At 44.8% G+C, this 21,435-nt stretch carries 17 protein-coding genes and 1 pseudogene; 9 read left to right on the top strand and 9 right to left on the bottom strand.

The window, feature by feature from the left end; translation table 11 throughout:
- Positions 1-127: 127 nt before the first annotated feature.
- From ACFQNG_RS14185 to ACFQNG_RS14175, 3 genes and pseudogenes are all read right to left on the bottom strand, one after another.
- A pseudogene (locus ACFQNG_RS14185) lies at positions 128-575 on the bottom strand (arsinothricin resistance N-acetyltransferase ArsN1 family A).
- On the bottom strand, positions 523-924 hold the full coding sequence (locus ACFQNG_RS14180) for an ArsR/SmtB family transcription factor (RefSeq protein ID WP_379865983.1): 402 nt from the start codon (positions 922-924) through the stop codon (positions 523-525). The pseudogene ACFQNG_RS14185 and the gene ACFQNG_RS14180 overlap by 53 nt, the downstream one beginning before the upstream one ends.
- 27 nt (positions 925-951) lie before the next feature.
- Positions 952-1,398 carry an ArsI/CadI family heavy metal resistance metalloenzyme gene (locus tag ACFQNG_RS14175; RefSeq protein WP_379865982.1) on the bottom strand — a complete coding sequence of 149 codons (447 nt, stop codon included), beginning with the start codon at positions 1,396-1,398 and terminating at the stop codon, positions 952-954.
- Positions 1,399-2,420: 1,022 nt separating this feature from the next.
- Here ACFQNG_RS14175 and ACFQNG_RS14170 point away from each other — a divergent pair.
- The 7 genes from ACFQNG_RS14170 (at position 2,421) to ACFQNG_RS14140 (ending at position 10,515) form a co-directional block, all read left to right on the top strand.
- On the top strand, positions 2,421-2,870 hold the full coding sequence (locus tag ACFQNG_RS14170) for an RrF2 family transcriptional regulator (protein WP_379865980.1): 450 nt from the start codon (positions 2,421-2,423) through the stop codon (positions 2,868-2,870).
- 222 nt (positions 2,871-3,092) lie between these two features.
- Positions 3,093-3,752 carry an FMN-dependent NADH-azoreductase gene (locus ACFQNG_RS14165; protein WP_379865990.1) on the top strand — a complete coding sequence of 220 codons (660 nt, stop codon included), beginning with the start codon at positions 3,093-3,095 and terminating at the stop codon, positions 3,750-3,752.
- Positions 3,753-3,880: 128 nt separating this feature from the next.
- Positions 3,881-4,258: a DoxX family protein gene (locus tag ACFQNG_RS14160; RefSeq protein WP_379865978.1), complete on the top strand. Its 378-nt coding sequence runs from the start codon at positions 3,881-3,883 to the stop codon at positions 4,256-4,258.
- Positions 4,259-4,493: 235 nt separating this feature from the next.
- Complete coding sequence (locus ACFQNG_RS14155) at positions 4,494-5,126, top strand: NAD(P)-dependent oxidoreductase (protein WP_379865976.1); 633 nt, start codon at positions 4,494-4,496, stop codon at positions 5,124-5,126.
- 1,248 nt (positions 5,127-6,374) lie between these two features.
- Positions 6,375-7,946, top strand: a complete 1,572-nt coding sequence (locus ACFQNG_RS14150) for a Ppx/GppA phosphatase family protein (RefSeq protein ID WP_379865974.1) — start codon at positions 6,375-6,377, stop codon at positions 7,944-7,946.
- Between the two features lie 114 nt (positions 7,947-8,060).
- Positions 8,061-10,172, top strand: coding sequence for an RNA degradosome polyphosphate kinase (locus ACFQNG_RS14145; RefSeq protein ID WP_379865972.1), 2,112 nt, complete (start codon positions 8,061-8,063; stop codon positions 10,170-10,172).
- A 109-nt stretch (positions 10,173-10,281) separates the two neighbouring features.
- Complete coding sequence (locus tag ACFQNG_RS14140) at positions 10,282-10,515, top strand: hypothetical protein (protein ID WP_379865970.1); 234 nt, start codon at positions 10,282-10,284, stop codon at positions 10,513-10,515.
- Positions 10,516-10,902: 387 nt separating this feature from the next.
- On the opposite strand, the gene ACFQNG_RS14135 is transcribed toward ACFQNG_RS14140, so the two are convergent.
- The 4 genes from ACFQNG_RS14135 to ACFQNG_RS14120 all read right to left on the bottom strand — a co-directional run bounded on the left by ACFQNG_RS14135 (position 10,903) and on the right by ACFQNG_RS14120 (position 17,406).
- Positions 10,903-12,111 (bottom strand): oxalate decarboxylase family bicupin, encoded by a 1,209-nt coding sequence (locus ACFQNG_RS14135; RefSeq protein ID WP_379865969.1) that lies wholly within the window; start codon positions 12,109-12,111, stop codon positions 10,903-10,905.
- A gap of 394 nt (positions 12,112-12,505) precedes the next feature.
- Positions 12,506-12,691 carry a hypothetical protein gene (locus tag ACFQNG_RS14130; RefSeq protein ID WP_379865967.1) on the bottom strand — a complete coding sequence of 62 codons (186 nt, stop codon included), beginning with the start codon at positions 12,689-12,691 and terminating at the stop codon, positions 12,506-12,508.
- Between the two features lie 679 nt (positions 12,692-13,370).
- Positions 13,371-14,567: a glycosyl hydrolase family 18 protein gene (locus ACFQNG_RS14125; protein ID WP_379865966.1), complete on the bottom strand. Its 1,197-nt coding sequence runs from the start codon at positions 14,565-14,567 to the stop codon at positions 13,371-13,373.
- A 160-nt stretch (positions 14,568-14,727) separates the two neighbouring features.
- Positions 14,728-17,406, bottom strand: a complete 2,679-nt coding sequence (locus ACFQNG_RS14120; protein WP_417498502.1) for a phosphoenolpyruvate synthase — start codon at positions 17,404-17,406, stop codon at positions 14,728-14,730.
- 452 nt (positions 17,407-17,858) lie between these two features.
- Here ACFQNG_RS14120 and ACFQNG_RS14115 point away from each other — a divergent pair, with 452 nt between their 5' ends.
- Both ACFQNG_RS14115 and ACFQNG_RS14110 read left to right on the top strand, forming a co-directional pair.
- Positions 17,859-19,223 (top strand): Nramp family divalent metal transporter, encoded by a 1,365-nt coding sequence (locus ACFQNG_RS14115; RefSeq protein ID WP_379865964.1) that lies wholly within the window; start codon positions 17,859-17,861, stop codon positions 19,221-19,223.
- Positions 19,224-19,517: 294 nt separating this feature from the next.
- Positions 19,518-20,141, top strand: a complete 624-nt coding sequence (locus tag ACFQNG_RS14110) for a L,D-transpeptidase family protein (RefSeq protein ID WP_379865989.1) — start codon at positions 19,518-19,520, stop codon at positions 20,139-20,141.
- 286 nt (positions 20,142-20,427) lie between these two features.
- Here the strand turns inward: ACFQNG_RS14110 and ACFQNG_RS14105 are convergent, their stop codons facing one another.
- The gene (locus ACFQNG_RS14105) at positions 20,428-21,012 is read right to left on the bottom strand and encodes a linear amide C-N hydrolase (protein ID WP_379865963.1); all 585 of its coding nucleotides are present in this window, start codon (positions 21,010-21,012) and stop codon (positions 20,428-20,430) included.
- A gap of 18 nt (positions 21,013-21,030) precedes the next feature.
- Positions 21,031-21,432, bottom strand: coding sequence for a GIY-YIG nuclease family protein (locus ACFQNG_RS14100; protein WP_379865962.1), 402 nt, complete (start codon positions 21,430-21,432; stop codon positions 21,031-21,033).
- Positions 21,433-21,435: the final 3 nt, after the last annotated feature.

Raw genomic sequence — 21,435 nt, 5'->3', positions numbered from 1 at the left:
GGCGACTTGGCTCTTACCTCGGTTGGACTTTCACCAACTAGCAATTAACGGCTTGCTGGGCACGCTAAATAACAGCCACATCCTTTATTGCGGGATGTGGCTTTCTCATATTAAAAAGGTTTAAACCCTATATCAGTTTTTCCATCGCCATGACATCAACAAAGGTTCCATCCAATTTCCCTTGGTTCTGAAAAACACCAACTTCCCGAAAGCCTGCTTTTCGATATAGACCTTGCCCTAATTGGTTAAAGGGAAAGGTGAACAGTACCAATACCATTTTCTTTCGCTGTTCCTTCTAATGCTTGAAGCAATTTAGAACCAAGCCCTTTTCCGCGCCGGTTGCGATCAATATAGACGGAAATATCCGCAATCCCTGCGTAAGCACAACGATGAGAATAAAGATTCAGGGATGCCCATCTTTGAATATCTTGTCCATCCGCAATGACCAGAAACCACTGAGACATTTCTTCTAATGATTTTACCCGCTCCTCCAGTGTAGCAATTCGATCTTCAATGCCCTGATTATAAATCTCCGTAATCCTGAGCAGATCCTGCTCTGTTGCTTTCCGAATGATCTAGTTTTGTTCCAACGGTTTCCGCCTCCCTGTGATATCGATGTTGGAGTTCGTCTCGAAATAACTTCATCGTTGTATAGTTGATGGCATAGAAATTCCATTTCCCTACTTTGGTTTCATGGAGGAGACCGGCATTTTTTAATTCCCGCAGATGATACGACACTTTGGATTGTGCCATATTCATTTGCTCTTGAATATCACAAACACAGACACCACCAGAACAACAAGCAACAGGAGGTGAAGCACCCAGTTGATCGTATCCGGCTTGAATGAGATCAAGGATTTTGATGCGAATCGGATCGCTCAGGGCCTTGGCGATTTGAGCAAATTTCTCTGTAGATAAGGACATCGCGCCCACCTCCTCTTTTCTTACTGATTATGAGCAGCCACAATCGGTTTCTGTTTGTTTTGGTTCGTCCAATGTGCAACAAACGGGCGATTCATTGGATTTCTCTTCGGCATCTGCCAATACTGTAAACACTTCCCAACGGTGCCCATCCGGGCTGGTAACCCAAATTTTATCTTGGCGAGCGTAGCAGCAAGTAGTATTCATCTCGTCAAAAGTAGCCAGACCTTCTTTTTGAAGACGTTCTTTTGTGGCCAACACATCTTCAGTGGATTTCACTTGAATCCCCAGATGATTAAGACCGCCAATTACTTCTCCACCTTCATTTAAAGTGAAATTCAACGCAGGTTGTTCCAAATCAAACTTAGCATATCCAGGACGAACTTTCACCGGCTCGCTGCCAAACAATTGAGTATAGAAAACAATTGATTGATTCAAATCTTTCACATTAATTGCTACATGGGGTCTCAATACCATAATAGTCACTCTCCAAAAGTTATAATTGTATTCGACTCACATCAACTTTTCTTGATTTGATTATACATCAAATTTATTTGATTGGTCGATACATGCATCGAAAATAATTGATGTATAGATAGAGAGTTAACATTAATGACATATAAACAAAGATTAGAGGCTGTATATATAAGAATTAATCACCTGTTCAACCTTCACTAACGTCGCCATCCAACCAATAAACTGAGGTTCCTATACTACTTTGAAAGAAAAAAGGGATAATCCCCTCGTATAATACGTAAAGAACTATCCTTGATTATAGTCTTGTTTTGGAAACCTGATCTCACTTTTTATGGGTTGGTGTGTAAATCCATGACGTGCCTTCAGTGATAGAGCCAGAAGAATAATTAAACACCCTAGCATTGGTGCAAAAAGGATGTTCTTCTCATTTCGAAAGTTCCTTTTCTTTCTGATTTCTTTTCAAATTCTCTTTTCGCTTCTTTAATAAAATAATCCCAGTGCTTTTTTTAGATTTGCGTATTTTATACTTTAAAAGCCATAAAATGAACAAAAATAATCTACTTGAATCTGAAAAAATATATCGACTTTGTTTACGTGTTCCAGTCTTTGTTTTTTCTAATTGACGACGAGTAATGATTGTCACAGAATCATCAATCTGTTTGGTTTCAAACAGAATAGGTGGGTCCCACTGTGTAATTTCGTGATACTTTGTGTGGATGCCTTCATTTGATTGAAAGGTGACAACTAAATGACCTCCAACTCCTTCTCGATCAATATAAGTATCAACAATATCCGAATAAGCTGATAGAAACTTGAATCATAGAACATTGAAAACAAAAATTCTTGTGGAATTTTCAGCTTTGTACTCAATAACAACTTCAATTTAGAATGCCTCATTTCTAATTTTCTTTCTAAATTGTATCAGTAATCATTCACATGAAGGTTGTATTGGTGACTAAGTGACGCTTCCTTGCTTCCATGCAACCTGTTAAGTTACACTTTCAGTAGGAGGGATAATAGTAATGAGTGCGAATCGAAGTAGTCAGATCGGCCCACCACGTTTTGGAATTGCCGTTCATGTGCTCGTCTGGCTCGCCCAAAGTGGAGGTCTCTTATCAAGTGCAACCATAGCATGTCAAGTAAACTCTCATGCCACCTTTCTCCGCAGAGTGTTGGCTCTTTTGGCGTCTTCCGGAATTGTTGAAGCCAAGGAGGGGAGAGACGGTGGATATAGCTTAAAGATACCTGCAGATAAACTTACGCTTGCTGATGTATATATGGCTGTGAGATCGGAATGTGCTGACTCTGGGGAAAGAGGGGAAAGCATGGATTGTGGTGAGGCAGGGAAGCAGCTGGATAGTGTTTTGGAAGCCATTATGAATGAGGCAGAACAGCAAACAGTTGAATTTTTGAAAGGGTACACCTTAAAGGACTTGATGGAGAATGTTGATTTTAGCGGTGTAAGGAAATAATTACGAACACAAGAACGGGACTTGTATTCTATTAATGCTTACGCATATAATGTGCTTATAATAGTTGCAGTTAGTTTCTAAGCTGACTGCAATTTATTTCGGTTTATACTGTGCCTGATAAAGGCTCAGTTTTAAACGGTGAGAGAGTTTGAGCTAAATGATCCTACGGGAGAATCGTATCGTTTTAACTGTGCTTTTTAAAGATACAGATAAGCCGATAATATACTACTACACATTATTATTGGAGGTTTTGATATGGCAAAAGTATTGTTTGTAAAAGCTAACGATCGTCCAGCAGATCAGTCGGTAAGCGTCCAAATGTACGAAACCTTTTTGAAAAAGTACAAAGAAGCAAACCCTCAAGACAGCATTACGGAGCTAGATCTCTATAACATCGAGTTACCATACTACGGGAACATAGCGATTACCGGTCTTTATAAATTTAGCCAAGGAGTGGAAACCAGTGCAGAAGAACTGAAGGCGGTTGAAATCGTTAATCGGTATTTGGATCAATTTTTGGAATCTGACAAAATTGTCTTTGCATTTCCGCTGTGGAACTTTACGGTTCCGGCTCCGCTTATCACCTACATTTCTTATCTGATGCAACCCGGGAAAACGTTTAAGTACACGGCGGAAGGCCCTGTTGGATTAGCAGCGGATAAAAAAGTCGCTCTGTTGAATGCTCGTGGAGGAGTTTATTCCACTGAGCAAATGGCACCGATGGAGATGTCGCTAAACTATGTAAAAACTGCGATTAGCTTGTGGGGTATTTTAAATCCTGAAGTTGTCGTCATTGAAGGTCATAATCAATTTCCGGAACGCGCGAAGGAGATCGTGGAAGTTGGCTTGAAGAAAACGGTCGAACTGGCATCGCGCTTTTAAATTCTCATGCACTTTCATTCCTTTCGGGCATATAATGTGCTTGAATGAATTGCAGTTAGTCGATGACTGCGACTTTATTTCGAGCATTACTGTGCTTATAAAAGGCACAATAAATAGAGGTGCTTTCTATGAAATGGGTTGTACGAATTATTCAAGGATTACTTGTGATTGCTTTTCTGTTCGCTGGTGGAGCAAAACTAGCCGCAGTCCCGATGCAAGTGGAAGCATTTACGAAAGCGTATGGGTATGGTGTTGGGTTTATGTATGTGGTGGGTGTCATTGAGGTACTGGCCGCTATCGCGTTGTTGATTGGCTTCTGGAAGCCAAAAGTTAGCTTTTTCGTTGCTGGGGTACTGGCATTGACGATGGTAGGAGCAGTGTTCACACATTTAAATGCTGGTCAAGGAATGGGTGCGGCAATACCGGCTTCGGTCCTGCTCATTCTTAATTTACTCGTATTATTTGGTGGACTCTCAGTTGCAAAAAAACAAAAAGAAACAGCTTAATAAAAGCAAAAGAAAAAGGGTATCTAGGGCGTGTCTGATAAATATGTCGGCGGCTCCAAAATCGTTTTCCCATTCGCTTCACTTGTCCATCGGCGCTCATCGGGCAAAGGTTTTTCCGCCGCCTCCTATCGATCAACTTGATTTGCCAGACATGCCCTAAAGCAGTTTCTGCACAAGTCAACAAGCTGAACAGTATGAAGGATTGGATGAATCAATGTCAGGATGAGGTGATTAAATGAAGATAGCGCTGTTTGGGTCGACCGGCCCGACCGGGAAAGAAGTGATTAAACAGGCGCTTGAAGCAGGATATGGAGTAACGGCGTTTGCACGAAATCCGGAGAAGCTTCAGGAATTCAAGCATGAAAAGCTGAAAATCATAAAAGGGGAACTGTCCGATCGGGAAGCGATTGAAGATGCAATCCGTGGAGCCGATGGGGTCATAAGCGTATTGGGGCCGAGCGGAAACGTGAAGAATACGGCACTCAGCGACGGTGTGCAAAATATTGTGGATGCGATGAAAAAGCTTGGAGTCAATAGGATTATCGCGCTTGCCACACCCAGCGTAAAAGATGTCAATGACCGTTTTGATTTTAAGTTCCGCTTTCTCGTAGCGCTTGTTAAAACCGGGGTTCGGGGCGCCTATGATGAAATTGTGAGAATCGGCGATATTGTCCGCTCTTCCGGTTTAAAATGGACGCTTGTCCGGGTCGGGCTTTTAAATGATAAGTCCGTTCAGCCGGTAAAAGTCGGTTATTACGGCCATGGGTTGTTAAGCGTGCCGATTTCAAGGGCAAGCATAGCAAAATTCATGCTCGATCAAGTGACAACAACAGACTATATAAGAAAAGCTCCAGGAATCAGCAACTGAAGGGGGAACCAAGATATGAAACCCGGCCCCTTAAAAACGGTTCCAAGGTGCGGCGAGTAAAAAGCGGAAGGTCGGAACGATCAACAACACAGTTAAACATTTGAAACAACTCTTCGCTTGGATGATTGAGAAAAAATGATTCCAGATAACCCTTGCGAAGAAATCAAACTCATCCCAGAGGACCGGATCAAGGCAAAATGGCTCACTGAACAACAGGAGCGCGCTCTATTTTCCGATATGTGCATCCACGAGGGACAGATTGCATCTCCTTTTAGAAAGCCCGGCATCTCGTCACGGGTTTATGGCAATGAAACCTACTAAGAAGACCAGTAGCCCAAGGGGCGGGGCAGGCAATCAAAGAAATCATCATGGCTCCATCCACTTAACACCTGAATAGCTCCCAGTTGTAACTTAAGTTGTAGCATGGGGCGCCATAATAAAAGTGATGGGTGGGTTATGCGTATCTGGGGTTTTTTACCTTCGTTTACAAAGAAGTAAACGAATGGATGGCGATTCTTGGGCCTGTGCTGTTAACTTGGTAGTTGTCCCGATATAACCACCAACGGCGTAAGCAAAAACAGACCAGCCAAGAATAGCCCTTGGTGGGTGTGTCCTCTAACGGATGCACCTTTTCGGGAGATTTTATATCTCCTATTACTGACTTTCACATGGAGGGGTGGAGGTAGCATCGAGCAAATTCGGTGCCATCTGCCCAATAAAAGGGGGTCTCATGTAGGGAAATCCAAGTCGGGGAAGGGCTCCAAAGTCATGGTTGTGGCAGACGAAAACGGTCTGCATTTTGGGGTTTGAGTGACAAGTGCTCAACCCCATGAAAGTAAACTAGCTCAGATTTTGATTTCATCCGGGCTACGGCCTGACTGGATATGTCTGTATAAGCTTTTTGTAATGATTATGTAGAATAAAATGTTTCGGAATGGCTATCTACAGTTTCTTCAATTTGATGGGGCCGCAAATCTCCTAGTTATGTTTACATCATATACCCCATCAATTCAGCAACAGTCAATCGCAATGTCTATCTCTGATGAAACGAGTTCGCGGTTATATGTATTTAATAAAGCGTAGATAATAGCAATGAGGAATTACTATTATTCAAATTAGTTACGTCTACTTTTTATTGTTATTTTCAAGCCAACCTCAAAAATGTCCCATCATAAGATGCAACTGCATCGGTAAAAATCCTCTTATGTGGATGTTGTCATCACTTTTCAAAAGGAATGAATCTGTTTCATGCTGAAGAAATTTTTTCATCAACGCAAAACAGTTAGTTCTCTGCCGCTGTTTCAAAAAGAGCGGGTCGGTGTGATTGATATAGGCTCCAACACGATTCGCTATGTCATGTTTGAGCTGGAGCCATCCGGGCTTATTCGGGAAAAAGTGAATTTAAAAGTCACGGCTCGTTTGCGGAACCACTTTGACACCCGTGGTCGGTTAACTCCGAAAGGGGTCGGGATCATTCTGGATGCTCTTCATAACTTCGAAGCGGCGACAGCTCATTACCAGATGAACCATATCATCAGTGTGGCCACGGCGGCCCTCCGGCAAGCACAAAACAAGGAACAGATCTTGGACCAGATCAACCAAAACAGCTCTTTTTCTCCTAAGATATTAAGTGAAGAAGAAGAAGCCTATTTCGGTTTCCTGGCAGTGGTGAATTCCACCTATCTTGAGGATGGATATACGATCGATATTGGCGGGGGAAGCACGGAAATCTCCTTTTTCCTTAACCGCAAAATGGTGAAATACCACAGCTTTCCCTTTGGTTCCCTTACGTTGAAACAAGATTTTGTCAAAGGAGAAACTCCCACCTCGGAAGAGATGAGAAAAATCCGTACTTTTCTGGAGCGAGCGTGGAAACAATTGCCTTGGCTGCAGGCAAGAGAGCTTCCAGTAGTCGGGATTGGAGGGACAGCCAGAAACCTGGCACTCATGCATAAGTATCACTACGACTACCCATTCAAAGGAATTCATCAATACATAATAAAACCGAAAGAGATGGAACATATTAACGATATGCTGGCATCGCTTCCACTTTCCAAACGTAAAAAAGTGGATGGCCTGTCCAAAGAGAGGGCCGACATCATCATTCCTTCCATCCAAACCATTCACTCCCTGACGCAACAAGTGGACGCTCCTTTTTTTATGTTGAGCCGCAAGGGTCTAAGGGAAGGGATTATCTATCAATACCTGTTTGAACAGTTTCAGATTGAACAGTACCCAACCGTTAAGGAAGAGAGCATTTACCAACTCCAGCACACTTATCAGGTGGATTTTGATCAAGTCGATCATCTGACACAAATCTTAAAGCAAATGTTCGACCAGTTAAAATCAGGTGAAGGTTTTTTTCTGAGTGAAGAGGATTGGGTTCATTTGCGAAACGCGGCCGCGATTGTCTACATACAGGACCAGCTCATGGATTCGAGCTCCAATCACCTGTTTTACATGTTGACTTGCCAGTCACTGAACGGCTTTTCCCACCGCGACCAGTGCAAGCTGGCTCTGATCGCTTCCTTTAAAAACCGGGTACAATTTGAGCGTCATGTAAAGCCGTTTTCCAAATGGTACAGTAAAGAAGAAGTCAAAAAGCTGGAACTGATGGGGGCGATGATGCGGATCGCTCTCGCCCTGAATTTAACAAGAAGGCCGATCGTCCAGAAGCTATTGATTGAGCAAGGACAGGAAGCCCTTATTTTCCATGTCGTCTGTCGAGAAAACAGCCGGTTCGAAGAACAGGAAGTGAATCGACGAAAAAAACACCTGGAAAGAGTATTGGGCCGGAAAATTGTTTTCCGCTTTCAATAACACCTTTACAAACTTTTGCCAACAACACATTCGTTGCATGAGAAATGAATTCGCTCTTGAAAATATAAAACCATTCTAACTTACAAGGTGTATTTTGTGTGGGTGATGATTATTTTGAGGATCCAAACGAAGCAATTTGATTTGAATTTGAACAATCCCAGTTACTATATCAATCGGGAAATCAGTTGGCTCGCTTTCAACGAACGCGTATTGGAAGAAGCGTTTGACGAACAAAATCCACTGTTGGAGCGGTTGAAATTTTTATCCATTTTCTCTTCCAACCTGGACGAATTTTTTATGGTCCGCGTGGCAGGTTTAAAAGATCAAGTTCACGCTGGCTTCAATAAGCCGGAGAACAAAGCAGGTATGACGCCAAAACAACAGCTGGCGGAGATTGCAAGGATCACCCACCGGTTGGTGAACAGGCAGTACAAGTTGTTAAATAAGACCATTTTGCCTTTGTTGGATCAAGAAGGTATCTGCCTCCGTTGCTTTAAAGAGCTGGAAAAAGAACAAGTAGCCTTTCTGGAGAATTTTTTCGACGACTATATTTTCCCGGTTCTCACTCCGATGGCTATCGATGCATATCATCCTTTTCCCAAGCTGTCCAATAAAAAGCTGAATCTGGCGGTGATTTTGCAGCAAAAGCATGCTCCCTTGGATCGGTCGAAAATGGCTATCGTTCAGGTTCCCGTGGGGATCGGCCGCATGATCGAAGTTCCGTCAAAAGAGAAGCGTTTTTTTGTCCTCTCGGAAGATGTGATCAAATATTTTATCCATAAGTTATTCAGCGGATACGAAGTAAAATCCGTCTCCACCTTCCGCATCACCCGGAACGCAGATTTGTCCCTGGAGGAAGAAGGGGCACGTGACCTGTTAAAAGAAATCGAAAAAGAGCTGAAAAAAAGAAAGTGGGGAGCAGCGGTAAGGCTGGAGTACTGCCTGTCATCGATGGATGAGGAAGTGCTGGAATATTTGATGCGCGTCCTTGAACTTCATAAACCTGATATCTACTCGATCGACGGACCGATCGATCTTACCTTTCTCATGTCCTTCTACGGAAAATTGAAAGACGATCATGAGCATCTGGCATATGAAACCTTTATTCCCCAGCCTCCGCAAGATTTGATCGGTGAAGCGGACATTTTTGAGGCCGTCCGGAAAAAAGATGTTCTTTTGCACCATCCATACGAAAGTTTTCAGCCGGTGATCGAGTTGATCTCTAAAGCAGCGGACGACCCCGATGTGTTGGCCATCAAGATGACCCTGTACCGGGTGAGCGGCGATTCACCCATTGTTGAAGCGCTGGCCAGGGCAGCGGAAAATGAAAAGCAAGTAACGGTTCTTGTTGAACTGAAAGCCCGTTTTGACGAGGAAAACAACATCCAGTGGGCCAAAAAGCTGGAACGCGTCGGTGTTCATGTGATCTACGGGTTGACTGGGCTCAAAACACATAGCAAGATCACCCTGATCGTGCGGCGAACGCAGGAAGGAAAGATTGTGCGCTTTGTCCACTTTGGAACCGGCAATTACAACGACATTACTGCCAAGTTTTATACCGATATGAGCCTTTTGACCTCAAGCGAGCCGTTTGCGATTGATGCCACCAACTTTTTTAACTATTTGAGCGGATACATGGAGCAACCCGTGTGGAATCGCATTTCGACTTCCCCATTTCAACTGCGCGATCATCTGATCAGACTGATTGACGATGAGATTCATTTTCATGAGCGGTCAGGCAACGGGCGTGTCATCGCCAAGATGAACGCACTTACGGACAAGCGTCTTATCGTCAAATTGTACGAAGCTTCCCTGAGAGGAGTCCAAATTGACTTAATCGTTCGCGGCATTTGCTGTCTGCGTCCGGGTATACCGGGAATCAGCGAGAACATCCGCGTCAGAAGCATAGTGGGTCGATTCTTGGAACACAGCCGCATCTACTATTTTCATCACGACGGCGAAGAAAAAATGTATTTATCTTCTGCCGACTGGATGACTCGCAACATGGAAAAACGAGTGGAGATTGCTTTTCCTATTGTGCAGCGGGACATTAAGGAGAGAATTTGTGCTGCTCTCGATTTAATGTTGAAAGATAACCGAAAAGCGCGCGTGCTGAATGAGGAGGGAACTTATCATTACGTTCGTCCCATTCAGGGGGACGAAGGGATCGACAGTCAGATGGAATTATGCAAATGGTCTTATCGCGTGGCTGAAGACGAAGAGTAAAAGACTCCAGACCGGGCTTATTAAAAACTTTATGGTGGCTTTGCAAGACTCGTTGAAAGGAAGATGCAAGGACGACCTTGTTTTTGTGGCTTTTTCAGGTGAACTGACGGTGGACCAGCGGAAGGTGTCAGACCGTCCCGCACCAGGGTTCATGAAAACGGCAAAGGATGGTATTAACTGCCCATGTACCTTCCGGTTTCAATGGGTTGGTTGCGAACCACAGGAAAGACGGATTCGTGAAGAAGGGATTCAAGGGTATCAGACATATGGGCAGTTGGGCGGAAAATCGGGGATGCAAACGTTCCGGGTATGTAAACACAAACGGTGTTTGAACATAAATTGAATAAAGCTGACTTTTAAAAAAGGATGAATGCAATATGAATGTTCTTTATCAGATGTACTGGTACCCATCTTACTGGTTGTGTTATTTCCATAATTTTCCTTGTAATTGCCCGATGTTTCCACGAACCCCCGTTGATCCGGAACCTCACGAACCACATGTACCACACGTACCACATGTGCCACACGTACCTCCCATTGAACCAAGATGGCCCTTCGATGAGTACCTGTATTAGGAATCAATTAACTGTTTGGGTATATTCCATTTGCCCCTGTTGATAGGGGTTTTTGTTTTGATCATGATTGGTGGCCGGGATCGGCAAACTTAATGATCAATGATCCTCAATTTCTCCTTGAAAATCCGAGAATTAATGGGCGGACTGTTCAAAATTTAAAAGGTTTCTCGTCTGTTTGGAAACTCTGCGGCATCCGGGTATTTGACGACCGGCCATTTCTCCGTCCGCAATGCGTTGATCAACTTTGGTCCCACATGCAAGTTGTCCTCTACCAGCTCCCGAGGAGTCAGTGCCATCCACTGGTTCAGCGACACGTCGGCAAACCGGTCACTCTTGAACATCTCCAGAAACCACAGGCTTTGGTCACCGGTGTTCTGGATGTAGTGCCCGAAGGCGAACGGTACGTATCCTACATCACCGGCCCGGTAATTGAAAGTTCGGGCCTTGCCATTCGCCGCGAACACTGTCATGCGCGCCGTGCCCGCGAGGTAATACTGCCATTCGTCGTTATTCGGGTGCCAATGCATTTCCCTCATTCCGCCCGGCTTGACTTCTACCAGCGCCGCCGCGATCGCAGTCGAAACGGGGAAGTTGGTGGAATCGACTATGCGCACCGTCCCCCCTGGAGTTACTATCGGCTCCTGGGCAAGCAGTCGGTGTGTGAAGCTCTTCGGCACGGTACCGTAAGGATCCGGTACCTTTTGATTTTCCAGCGGGCCCGGCACATTTGCTTGAAAAATGTATCGCTGTTCCGTCGGGATGTGGGCAAAGGCGCTTTCCGGTACGCCGAAATTCGCCGCCAGCACGTCCTTCGGTGTGTGCGCGAACCAATCGGTGATGGAGAGTGTGTTGAGATCGGAGAAACTGCCGTCGTCGAAGACGAGCAGAAACTCGCAGCCTTCCTCCAGCCCTTGAATCGAGTGTGGAATGCCAGGGGGGAAGTACCACAAATCGCCCATACCGACATCGGCTATGAAGTTCCGCCCGTCCTGGTCGACCGCGGTGATGCGTGCCCGGCCCCAAAGCATATAGGCCCATTCTGCTTGCTGATGCCAATGTAACTCACGCACACCGCCCGGCGTAAGATACATGTTCACCCCAGCAAGGGTGGTAGCAATCGGCAGTTGTCTGACCGTCACTTCTCGCGACCAGCCACCGTGATTTAACTGCATATAAGCATCGGAGAAAGAGAACTTCAAGTTGGGGATTGTCCCGGCATCGGTGGTCGGTGGAACCAGCATATCGGGGTTCTCTAGGTCCCGCATGACGTCCCGTGGACCCAAATCGATCCCACCGGCGCCATCCTTTCTTATCGGTTGCGGCACATATCCATATGTAGCTCGATTTCTTGGGCCGTTTTCCATAAGATGCGCCTCCCTCCTTGAATGATTGCAGGAAGAGTTGTTTATCATATCTTATAAAACTTATGACACAGGTTTTCTCAGTATGTTAGCTGCGTCGAAAAGGCGAGAATCCGGATATTGGGATGCCATGCAAGGCTTAAAAGAATTCGGAAGGGCCAGGGCTTCAATGATAAACCTGAAACTAAGCCGCGTCATGTCGCGGTCATAAAATTATGGTAACAAGAGGCGGATTGGAGAAAACCCCTTTCACAGTGTCTTATCGTTAGGAATGGTGTTTCCCAAAGAAAAAGGTGTCCATTAAACAGTGGACACCCTTTTCTTTGTTCTCACATTATTCTTGTCGTGGATGAGGGGGGAATCGAAAATGCGTGTGAAATACAACCGAGATGAAAGATTATCTTCCCGAAAACTGCCGTGTTTCCTGATCTGGTCGGGAAACCCGTGACATGATTTCTTGTGACATTTGTTCCTGTACAGATGTTGGTTGGTATGTTCGCTGAGATTGACTTAGTTGGCTTACCGTTTTCTTCAATTCCGCTAACTCTTCACGTAATTGGTTTATTTCTTCTCTTTCATTCATTAAAGTCACTTCCTTTAGCAAGGGTTTATTGTAGTTTGATCAACATACTGTCAAATAATACTCAGTCCTTTTGTACATATCTTGAATTACCCCATACGGGGTCCTTAAAAAAGGAGTGGTGAAGGCATTCGCTGTTTCTTGCTCACTTTGCAGGCGGAAACCCATATGGCTTGGTCCCCGCATCGAAGCAAACAAAAAATATTCTAGTCAAGGGGATTCATGAAGAGATTATGCCTTTGTTCCCGTTGGTGAGAAACCCCCGCCTACAATCGCTTAGTGGCGGGGGAGGTTCATGTCTGATCTTGTCTTGTTCGATTTTTGGTCCTTTTTATTTTCGCCATTTCCTCTTCAATGGCTGAATCAATCGGACTGTTTATTAACGATCTTAATGGGAGCCCCAGAAACGATTCAGTAATGTTTCTGTTTTCTTGTTCAACATGATCTTCATTTACTTGATTGTTCATTCGTTTGTCCATTTCCCATCCCTCTAATTTGAAAAATTTATTCATGAAACACGAGAGAAGATTCGCCCATTTCATTGGCGTAGATGAATGAGAGCTATGTTTGACATCCCCTGCCGAGGATGTCAAACAAGTTTTTTCCCAACGAAGGAAGCGTACAGTGGAATGGGAAACCCAATTTTTCTTACAAAAGCAAGGTTTCCTGGGTGAGACCGATTTCAATACTTTTGGATGATGAAGTTATCTCTAAGCAGTTTCCAGTTTTGGGGAAAGTCCTCACCAAGAACCCAATAACTGATTCCCCTTAGCCGATATTCCTTGATCAAATTGAATTTGGCTTGGGCGCTCTGTTCGTTTTCAAACCAGACCACATGTTTTTTTCCGCTGTTATCCGTGTAATAGTAGTACGGAGCTTGATCGCGATTATTGTATTGTATTTTCAGCGATTTACGGTAAGCAAACGCCGCCGCTTCTTGAGGCGATACCCGCTTGGCAGGTGGGCCGCCTTTCCTATACGGTAAGATCCAGTCGTAGCCGTATAGGGGAGCGCCCATGATGATTTTGTTCGGAGAGATCTTGGAAACGGCATAATCGACGACTTTACGGACCTGTGGGAGGGGGGCGACAGCCATGGGAGGTCCACCGGTCCAGCCCCATTCATACGTCATCAAAATAACAAAATCCGCGATTTTGCCATGAAAAGCATAATCATGGGCACCGTGCCAAGGACCTGCCTGCTTGTCACTGCTTTTGGGGGCAAGAGCGGTGGATACAAGGAACCCTTCTTTTTTTACCCGTGGTAGCAACGTTGCCAAAAAGCCATTGTACAATTGGCGGTCTTTTTCTCGGATGTGCTCAAAATCCACGTTTAGAGCGCGGTATCCTTTTTGTTTCATCACTTGAATCACATTATTGATCAGCCGCCGGGATACAACTTGATCGGTAAAGATCCGGTGAGCGATATCAGGCTGGAAATTCCCATTGGCGAAGTTTGTGATCACCAACATGGGGATCGCGTTGTTATGTCTAGTGGCTTTCAAGGAAGCAGTGTCATTCAAAGGAATTAAATCCCCGTTATGTTGGACACGGTAACTGAAAAAACCGACATAAGTCAAATTCTTGGCAGTTTCATTGACATCGGAAACCGCTTGTACGGGACTTACCGGTTCAAGATACCCAATCGTTTCGATGCGTGTTTTGTTCTTTTTGGCTTGAAGTGTGTTTTCCCCTCTTTTGTCAGGTAACACCCGGCCTCTGCTTTTCATCGGAACGACTTCTGGATGGGCGGACTGTTGGTTGCTCACTTGTCTTGGATGGATGCGATTGGCTTCGCCGCTTTGTTTCGATAGATTGCATCCCGACGTTAGCAGGGTTAACGCCATGAAAACAAGGCAGATTTGTTTCAATTTTATCACCCTTATATTTGAGTTTGTATAGTATAGCTTTCTGCCTTTTCCTGTTTTTATTCATTCCCATCCTAAATCTCTTGAAGTGCTGCTTTCATAACCGTACCGAGAATAGATGATGCGCACATTTTGGGGATGAGACCATCGCTTTTTCAATAAAAATGCACGTTCAACTTTTGGGGCTTCCATCCAGTATTTCAACGAATCCGTTCGTGCCGTCAACACGGATATACTGGCCATCCTTCAATATTTTCGTCGCATTCTCTACACCGACAACGGCGGGGATTCCGTATTCCCTCGCCACAACTGAACCGTGGGTCATCATGCCCCCAATTTCCGTCACGAGCGCTTTGGCTGAATAGAACAAAGGGGTCCAACCCGGATCTGTATAGGGAGCGACCAAGATATCCCCTTTGTTTAACTTTCCTTCCTCGAGTCTGAGGACCACTTTGACATACCCTTCCGCAACACCCGCCGATACAGGGATACCGAGCAAAGCACCTGGTGGCGCTTCCTCATTGCTTCTTTCGGCTGTGAACACTTCCCCGTCGCTTGTGATGACACGGGGAGGGGTGAGGTTCCGATATCGGATTTCCAACATATTCCGGTAATAAATCAAATCCTTCACATCATCTTTTAAGCGGTTGTTCAGCAAGGCGATCAGCTCATCTAACTTCAAGTAGAAGACATCTTCTTTGGTTTCTATGATTCCTTGTTCAGAAAGAATTTTCGCTTCGTCCAAAATCGCTTCTCTGAAAATGTCAAAATAGCGGATGATGATATATTTAGGCAGTTCACGAATTCCCACCGTATTCCGGAAGAGGGAGATGAATCGGGATAATTTTTTTGCTTTCCGTGAGCCGCCACGTGTTGCTTTGATCCGCGCTAACAAGGCTTGGATCGCCTCATTCGCTTCTTGTTCTCCTTGTTTGAATTTTTCCCGATGCTCATTGGGAGCGTTGCTTCTCATATGGCTGAGAATGGACGGAACAATCATGGTCGGCGCTTCTTTCCACCGCACTCTTGTCATATCGATTTCACCAGGGGACCGCATCCCGTACTTTTTCATGAATTGGTCCAGTTCAGCCTTAAATGCGTCCCCGCCTTCAATCTTTTTCAAACCTTCATAAAACGTGTTGTCTTCCGCACGTTGCAGATATGCAACCACTTCAGGACAGTTTCTCGCCGCATCCGCCAAATCACCGATCATAAGACCCATTTCACTTGTCACATTCCCCGGCGGAGATTTATGAATCGATGCGCTCAATTCTTCACCCAACCATTTTTTAACCTTGCGGTCTACGATAGTCCATGCGATGAATCCGGATAAAGTGTATGTTAAAGAATCAAAGGTCGAAAGAAACAGATCGCGCCCGGCAATTTCTTGTATTAACTTGATCCGTTCCGCTCCGGAACGCTGAAAGACCGCTTGTTGATGGCGAGCTAAGTCCCGCTCGAAAGTGGCATATGCCCGCTCCAAGGCTCGATGCGGATCTTCAAAGTATATGATTTTAAGCAATCGGGGGACCATTTTGCCAAAGAAGCCCAAGAGCGGTTTATATGCGCGGAAAATATGTCTCTTCACCCCCCGTTTGAGTGCTCTCTGTTGAAATTCTTCACGTAATACGACCTTTTTAAGGGCCAGCAGATCATCGTCCACCATCGAGCTTTCACTAAGCTTGCGCTGTACGGATTTCAGATATATCGGAAAGGAATAATCAAAAAACAGCCTGCCGCCCGCTTCAACTAAGCTCCGGCTTTCCTCACGGAACGAATCTTTGTCAAATGGAACAAGGGTTCTCAAGACAGATGTTCCAAGCGGTTTTATATAGTCTGTCATCATTTGTTTGTGACCGAAAGAATAATACACACGATAATGATCATCGTCTGCAGCCGGCACGGGGTATAGGGAAGTGATTGGCCGGCTTTGCACGATATAGATCTGATCACCTTCCAGACACCACTCGATATCTTGTTCGGAACCATAATGTTGTTCTATTCTACGGCCAAGTTCAGCCAGCTCCATGATCATCCGGTCTGGCAAAGCTTGCTTTTGTTGAAGTTCAGGCGGAAGTGCCTTGATTTCGGTTCCACCTTGGGAAATGGGGAAAATCCCTTTTTCCTTCTTCGCGATTTGCTTTAGGATAATCTGGTTGTTGCGCACTTTATACAAATCGGCAGTCACAATGCCTGAGACAAGCGCTTCGCCCAGTCCGAATCCAGCATCGATGGAAACCGTGTGTCGATGTCCTGTGATCGGGTCCGCTGTAAACATAATTCCAGAAACATCTGGATATACCATCCGTTGAACTACGACAGACAAGTATACTGAACGATGATCGAACCCATTGTTTGCACGGTAAACGATAGCCCGATCCGTAAAAAGGGATGCCCAGCATTTTTGAACAGCTTCGATTAGCTGATCAGAACCTTTCACATTCAGGTAGGTTTCTTGTTGACCGGCAAAAGAAGCGGTTGGTAAGTCTTCGGCTGTCGCACTGGAGCGAACCGCATACGCGTGATCTCGCCCCAGCTTCGTCCAGGCATCGATGATCACTGATTTTATTTGTTCAGAAAGCGTGACGGTAAGCAAGTGATCACGAATTCTCTGTCCCAATAAGCGGATTTCATCGAGCTGTTCCGGCTTTAATTGATTAAGCGAGTCCAACAATGCATCCATCTCATTACTGGTTTCGATGAAATGGCGGTAAGCCGCTGTCGTGACGCAAAACCCGGGGGGAACAGGAAACCCGGCTTTACACATTTCCCCCAGGTTGGCTCCCTTCCCTCCGACATCACTCAAGTTCGCGCGATCCATTTCGTTGAATAACAGAACGTATGTTTCTATCCTTCTCACTCCCTTAGCCACACTTATATTGACTACGTGGTCAATACAATCATATTGTATTATGACCGCATGGTCAATGGTGTTTATTCATTAATTATCAAGCAATGAAGACGGGATAGGCAGATAAAAAAGTTTGGGATATCAACTACACTTTGATCGGCAAAGTCAAAACCAAGGGTCGCCTCACCCTATTTCCGGTATCCCGCAACTAAATGACCGATAATATATCATTTTATAATGCGCCAACATATTTATTAGACACGCCCTAGTGGAAACAAAATTTTATTCACAAAGAACTTTGATTGTAGTATATTTTAGATGAAGGAAACTTTTTTGGTCTGTAGCTAAAATCAGCTTGCGATATAAACGTGAATTTTTTTGCTCTTAAATTTGCCTCGGCGCAAAACTTATGGTCTGGCGCATAAATATTCGAAAGAAAGGGGTAGGGTGAAATGAAAAGTTCAATAAAGTTGGATTTGGAACAAGCGAACACGCAAGAAATGGAACTCGGATGGCGCCAAAAACGTGAACTGCCCAGTCTTTCCGAAGTATATCGATCTTTGCCGGTTCCGGCGAAAGGATCTTGGTTCCGCAAGTTTTTAGCTTTTGTCGGCCCGGGATATCTCGTGGCGGTTGGATATATGGATCCGGGGAACTGGGCTACCGATTTGGCAGGGGGATCGCTTTTTAATTACACGTTGTTATCGGTCATTTTGCTTTCAAATATGATGGCGATATTACTGCAAGCGTTAGCCGGGAAATTGGGGATTGTAACGGGAAGAGACCTTGCGCAAGCTTGCAGGGATCATTATAGTAAGCCGGTAGCCATGGGCTTATGGGTATTGTGCGAGTTGGCCATTGCGGCATGTGATCTGGCGGAGCTTATCGGTTCGGCGATTGCGCTGAACTTACTGTTTGGCATTCCGTTGCTTTACGGGGTCATGTTGACGGCATTAGATGTATTGCTTGTTTTGCTCTTGCAGAATAAAGGTTTTCGTTATATTGAGTCCATTGTCCTTTCCTTAATCATTATCATCGGGGCTTGTTTTGTGGTGGAGCTGATTTTGGTTAAGCCAGATGTTTTAGGGATAGCAAAAGGATTTATCCCCAGCGCCGAAATAGTGACTAATCCTGAGATGCTGTATATCGCCATTGGCATTCTGGGGGCTACAGTCATGCCTCATAATTTGTATCTTCACTCTTCCATTGTGCAGACGCGAAGATATGAATTGACTCCGGAAGGAAAAAAATCGGCTATCCGTTTCGCTACGATGGACTCCACCATCGCACTGTTTTTCGCTTTATTCATCAACGCTGCCATCCTGATTCTTTCCGCATCCGCTTTTCACCAATCAGGCAAGGTGGTAGAAGATATCAGCCAAGCGTATGAGTTGCTTGCGCCGTTATTGGGAACTTCCATTGCCAGTGTATTATTTGGTGTTGCCTTGCTTGCATCAGGGCAAAACTCTACCTTGACAGGGACGCTGGCCGGCCAAATTGTCATGGAGGGCTTCTTGAACATAAGATTGAAGCCGTGGTTGCGCAGATTAATCACAAGATTAATCGCCATTGTCCCGGCTGTTGCCGTTACCGCCCTTTATGGTTCAGAAGGCACGATGCAACTATTGGTGCTAAGCCAGGTGATTTTATCTTTACAGCTTTCTTTTGCTGTCATACCACTTGTCCAATTTACCAGTGACAAACAGAAAATGGGGGAATTCACCAATCCTCTATGGTTGCAGATTCTCGCCTGGACAGTTGCCGTCGTCATCGCGGGACTAAATGCTTATCTGTTGTACAGCACACTTTTTGGGTGATCAATCAACATCAGCATGGAAGGTGAAAGTCACCCGGTTTTCCACAAGTTAAGGAAAACCGGGTGCTTTTTTTAAACGGGTATTTTGAACGGATGCGGATTCGTATCCTGTTGTCAGCACAAGAGGTTCGGGAGAAGTCCCCATTTTTTGCATATAAAAAATGGGGATGGAGAAAATTTAAAGTGGCTAAAGAAATAGCTTTTCAATTATGATTGAACGTAAAAATTAAATGAGAAGGAGGCGAAGAGGATAAGATCGAGGAATGTCTTTATCTTGTTGTTTTTAACTTTTGTTATGTTGCTTCCACTTCAGGTTGTTTGTGCCAAAGAAAATAAGCCAAGAGAAGTTTGGGTACTGGTTGACTTGTGGAAACACAGGCTCTATGTAATGAAAGGAAGGCAAATCAAAGCCGAATTTGTCATCGGAATTGGCAAAGAGGAAACTCCCACTCCGATCGGAGAATGGTTCATTGTAGACAAAGGGAAAAACTGGGGAGGCGGTTTTGGGCCTTGTTGGGTCGGGCTAAATGTTCCCTGGGGACGGTTTGGCATTCACGGAACCAACAAACCTTATTCAGTCGGCAAACAGTCAAGTCATGGGTGTCTACGACTATTGAACACGGATGTTGAGAAGTTATTTGAAATGGTGCCGCTTGGAAGCAAGGTGATCATTGAGGGCCCAATATTAGGCGTGAATGAAAATGAAAAAATGTCCAAGCTGGTGCAAGGGCAAAAAGGGACATTGGTCCAACTGGTACAAAATCGACTTTACCATGCTGGATATTACAACGGGGAGACAGACGGCATTTTTGGACGGGAGTTGGAAAAGGCCGTGTTGCGGTTCCAGGAAGATCATGGATTGATAAAAGACGGGCAAATTTATATAGAAGAATATCTTGCATTGGGACTGCTGGAGTAAAATTGGATATGATGACAACCCTTTCATTGGAGAGTTTTTTTATTTCCGTGAGAATTGAGGTGGAAGTAAGCGATTTTTATTTTCATTGGGCTCATTTAATCATAAACAAGTTTGTATCATAAACAAATGAACCAACAACAAATGAACCAACAACAAATGAACCAACAGAAAATGCGGTTATGCGAGAATATGGAAATCCCTTTTTCATAAGCCAACTGGGTTCCAATCCCACTTTAAAAAGGAAGCCGATTTATACATCCGCAAGAGGGAGATGAGAGAGAATGGGTCAATCATTTGCGTGATCAGCGTGTTCGGGATTTTCCAAAGGTGTGGAATAATGAAAACCCAGGCATTGCGATGCCTGGGTTTGCTTGGGTGAGGGATGTACTGTTATTTCGTCTCCGGAATACGTCGCAAGCTTTCCATCCGCATGTTCCAAGATGGCATTGCCGGATGGATCACAGACGAGATAGTGAAGGTGAGAGGTGCTTTGGCTAATGCGGATGAGTTTGGCAGACTCCAGCACTTCTTGGGCGGAACAACAGGTATCCAACATATACTGAATCCACTGAAGCTCTTTCACGGCGGGGCGATCATCCACTTCAGGGTATTGGGTTTCAGGCAAGGTCATCTGTTCCACCACGAGCCCTTTCTCGTTCATGCCCCCTACGGGAAACTCCTTTCCTGTTTGGGAAAAGGTAAGACTTCCATATTGCGAGACCCATGTCAGGGGTTGTTCGGGAGGCATGATAAGGGCCGTTTTTTTCAAACCCCGTGAGTTGGTGAACAGGCAGCCGTCATCATAAAAAATATCCAAATTCTTTCCGACGATCCGTTGCTCACCGTTTCTGAGAAAAAAAGTTGTGCACATTTTTTTCACCTGTCTTTTCTAAGGTTGACCCGCATTCCTCGATTTTTTTGGCAAGTTATATCCCCGGTCATGATAAGGCTGTAACCGATCCAACCATTTTTGCTCCAACTTCTTCAATTCGTCCCGATACTTGTTCAGTTCATCGAAATGGAGGATGATTTCCTCTTGGGGCTTGATTTGTTCAAGGATGTCAAAGGTGAACGCTTCTTCACCATAGTGGTTCCAGTCTGCCTGCAAGGCGCGATTGGAATGCCGTCCCAAAGAGAGGACAAACTTCTCCCGGTTGAAGATACTGTCCAAATTCATGCTGCCTCCGATCAAAATCTTCCCATTGGCTTGGTTCGCGATTTGATAAACCCCCATCGGACGATGTGTTTGCTTGTAATTTTTGGCGATTTGTTTTCTTTTTTGTTTATCCATTTA

This window comes from Laceyella putida (assembly GCF_042665195.1).
GTDB lineage: Bacteria > Bacillota > Bacilli > Thermoactinomycetales > Thermoactinomycetaceae > Laceyella > Laceyella putida.
The sequence above is the reverse complement of the archived record's forward strand: the minus strand, read 5'-3'. Positions and strand labels throughout refer to the sequence as shown.

Excerpts from the sequence above, each read along its gene's own strand:
- ACFQNG_RS14180 (WP_379865983.1), bottom strand. The coding sequence starts at position 924 with ATGTCCTTATCTACAGAGAAATTTGCTCAAATCGCCAAGGCCCTGAGC.
- ACFQNG_RS14175 (WP_379865982.1), bottom strand. The coding sequence starts at position 1,398 with ATGGTATTGAGACCCCATGTAGCAATTAATGTGAAAGATTTGAATCAA.
- ACFQNG_RS14170 (WP_379865980.1), top strand. The coding sequence starts at position 2,421 with ATGAGTGCGAATCGAAGTAGTCAGATCGGCCCACCACGTTTTGGAATT.
- ACFQNG_RS14160 (WP_379865978.1), top strand. The coding sequence starts at position 3,881 with ATGAAATGGGTTGTACGAATTATTCAAGGATTACTTGTGATTGCTTTT.
- ACFQNG_RS14155 (WP_379865976.1), top strand. The coding sequence starts at position 4,494 with ATGAAGATAGCGCTGTTTGGGTCGACCGGCCCGACCGGGAAAGAAGTG.
- ACFQNG_RS14150 (WP_379865974.1), top strand. The coding sequence starts at position 6,375 with ATGCTGAAGAAATTTTTTCATCAACGCAAAACAGTTAGTTCTCTGCCG.
- ACFQNG_RS14135 (WP_379865969.1), bottom strand. The coding sequence starts at position 12,111 with ATGGAAAACGGCCCAAGAAATCGAGCTACATATGGATATGTGCCGCAA.
- ACFQNG_RS14130 (WP_379865967.1), bottom strand. The coding sequence starts at position 12,691 with ATGAATGAAAGAGAAGAAATAAACCAATTACGTGAAGAGTTAGCGGAA.
- ACFQNG_RS14115 (WP_379865964.1), top strand. The coding sequence starts at position 17,859 with ATGAAAAGTTCAATAAAGTTGGATTTGGAACAAGCGAACACGCAAGAA.
- ACFQNG_RS14110 (WP_379865989.1), top strand. The coding sequence starts at position 19,518 with ATGTTGCTTCCACTTCAGGTTGTTTGTGCCAAAGAAAATAAGCCAAGA.
- ACFQNG_RS14105 (WP_379865963.1), bottom strand. The coding sequence starts at position 21,012 with ATGTGCACAACTTTTTTTCTCAGAAACGGTGAGCAACGGATCGTCGGA.
- ACFQNG_RS14100 (WP_379865962.1), bottom strand. The coding sequence starts at position 21,432 with ATGGATAAACAAAAAAGAAAACAAATCGCCAAAAATTACAAGCAAACA.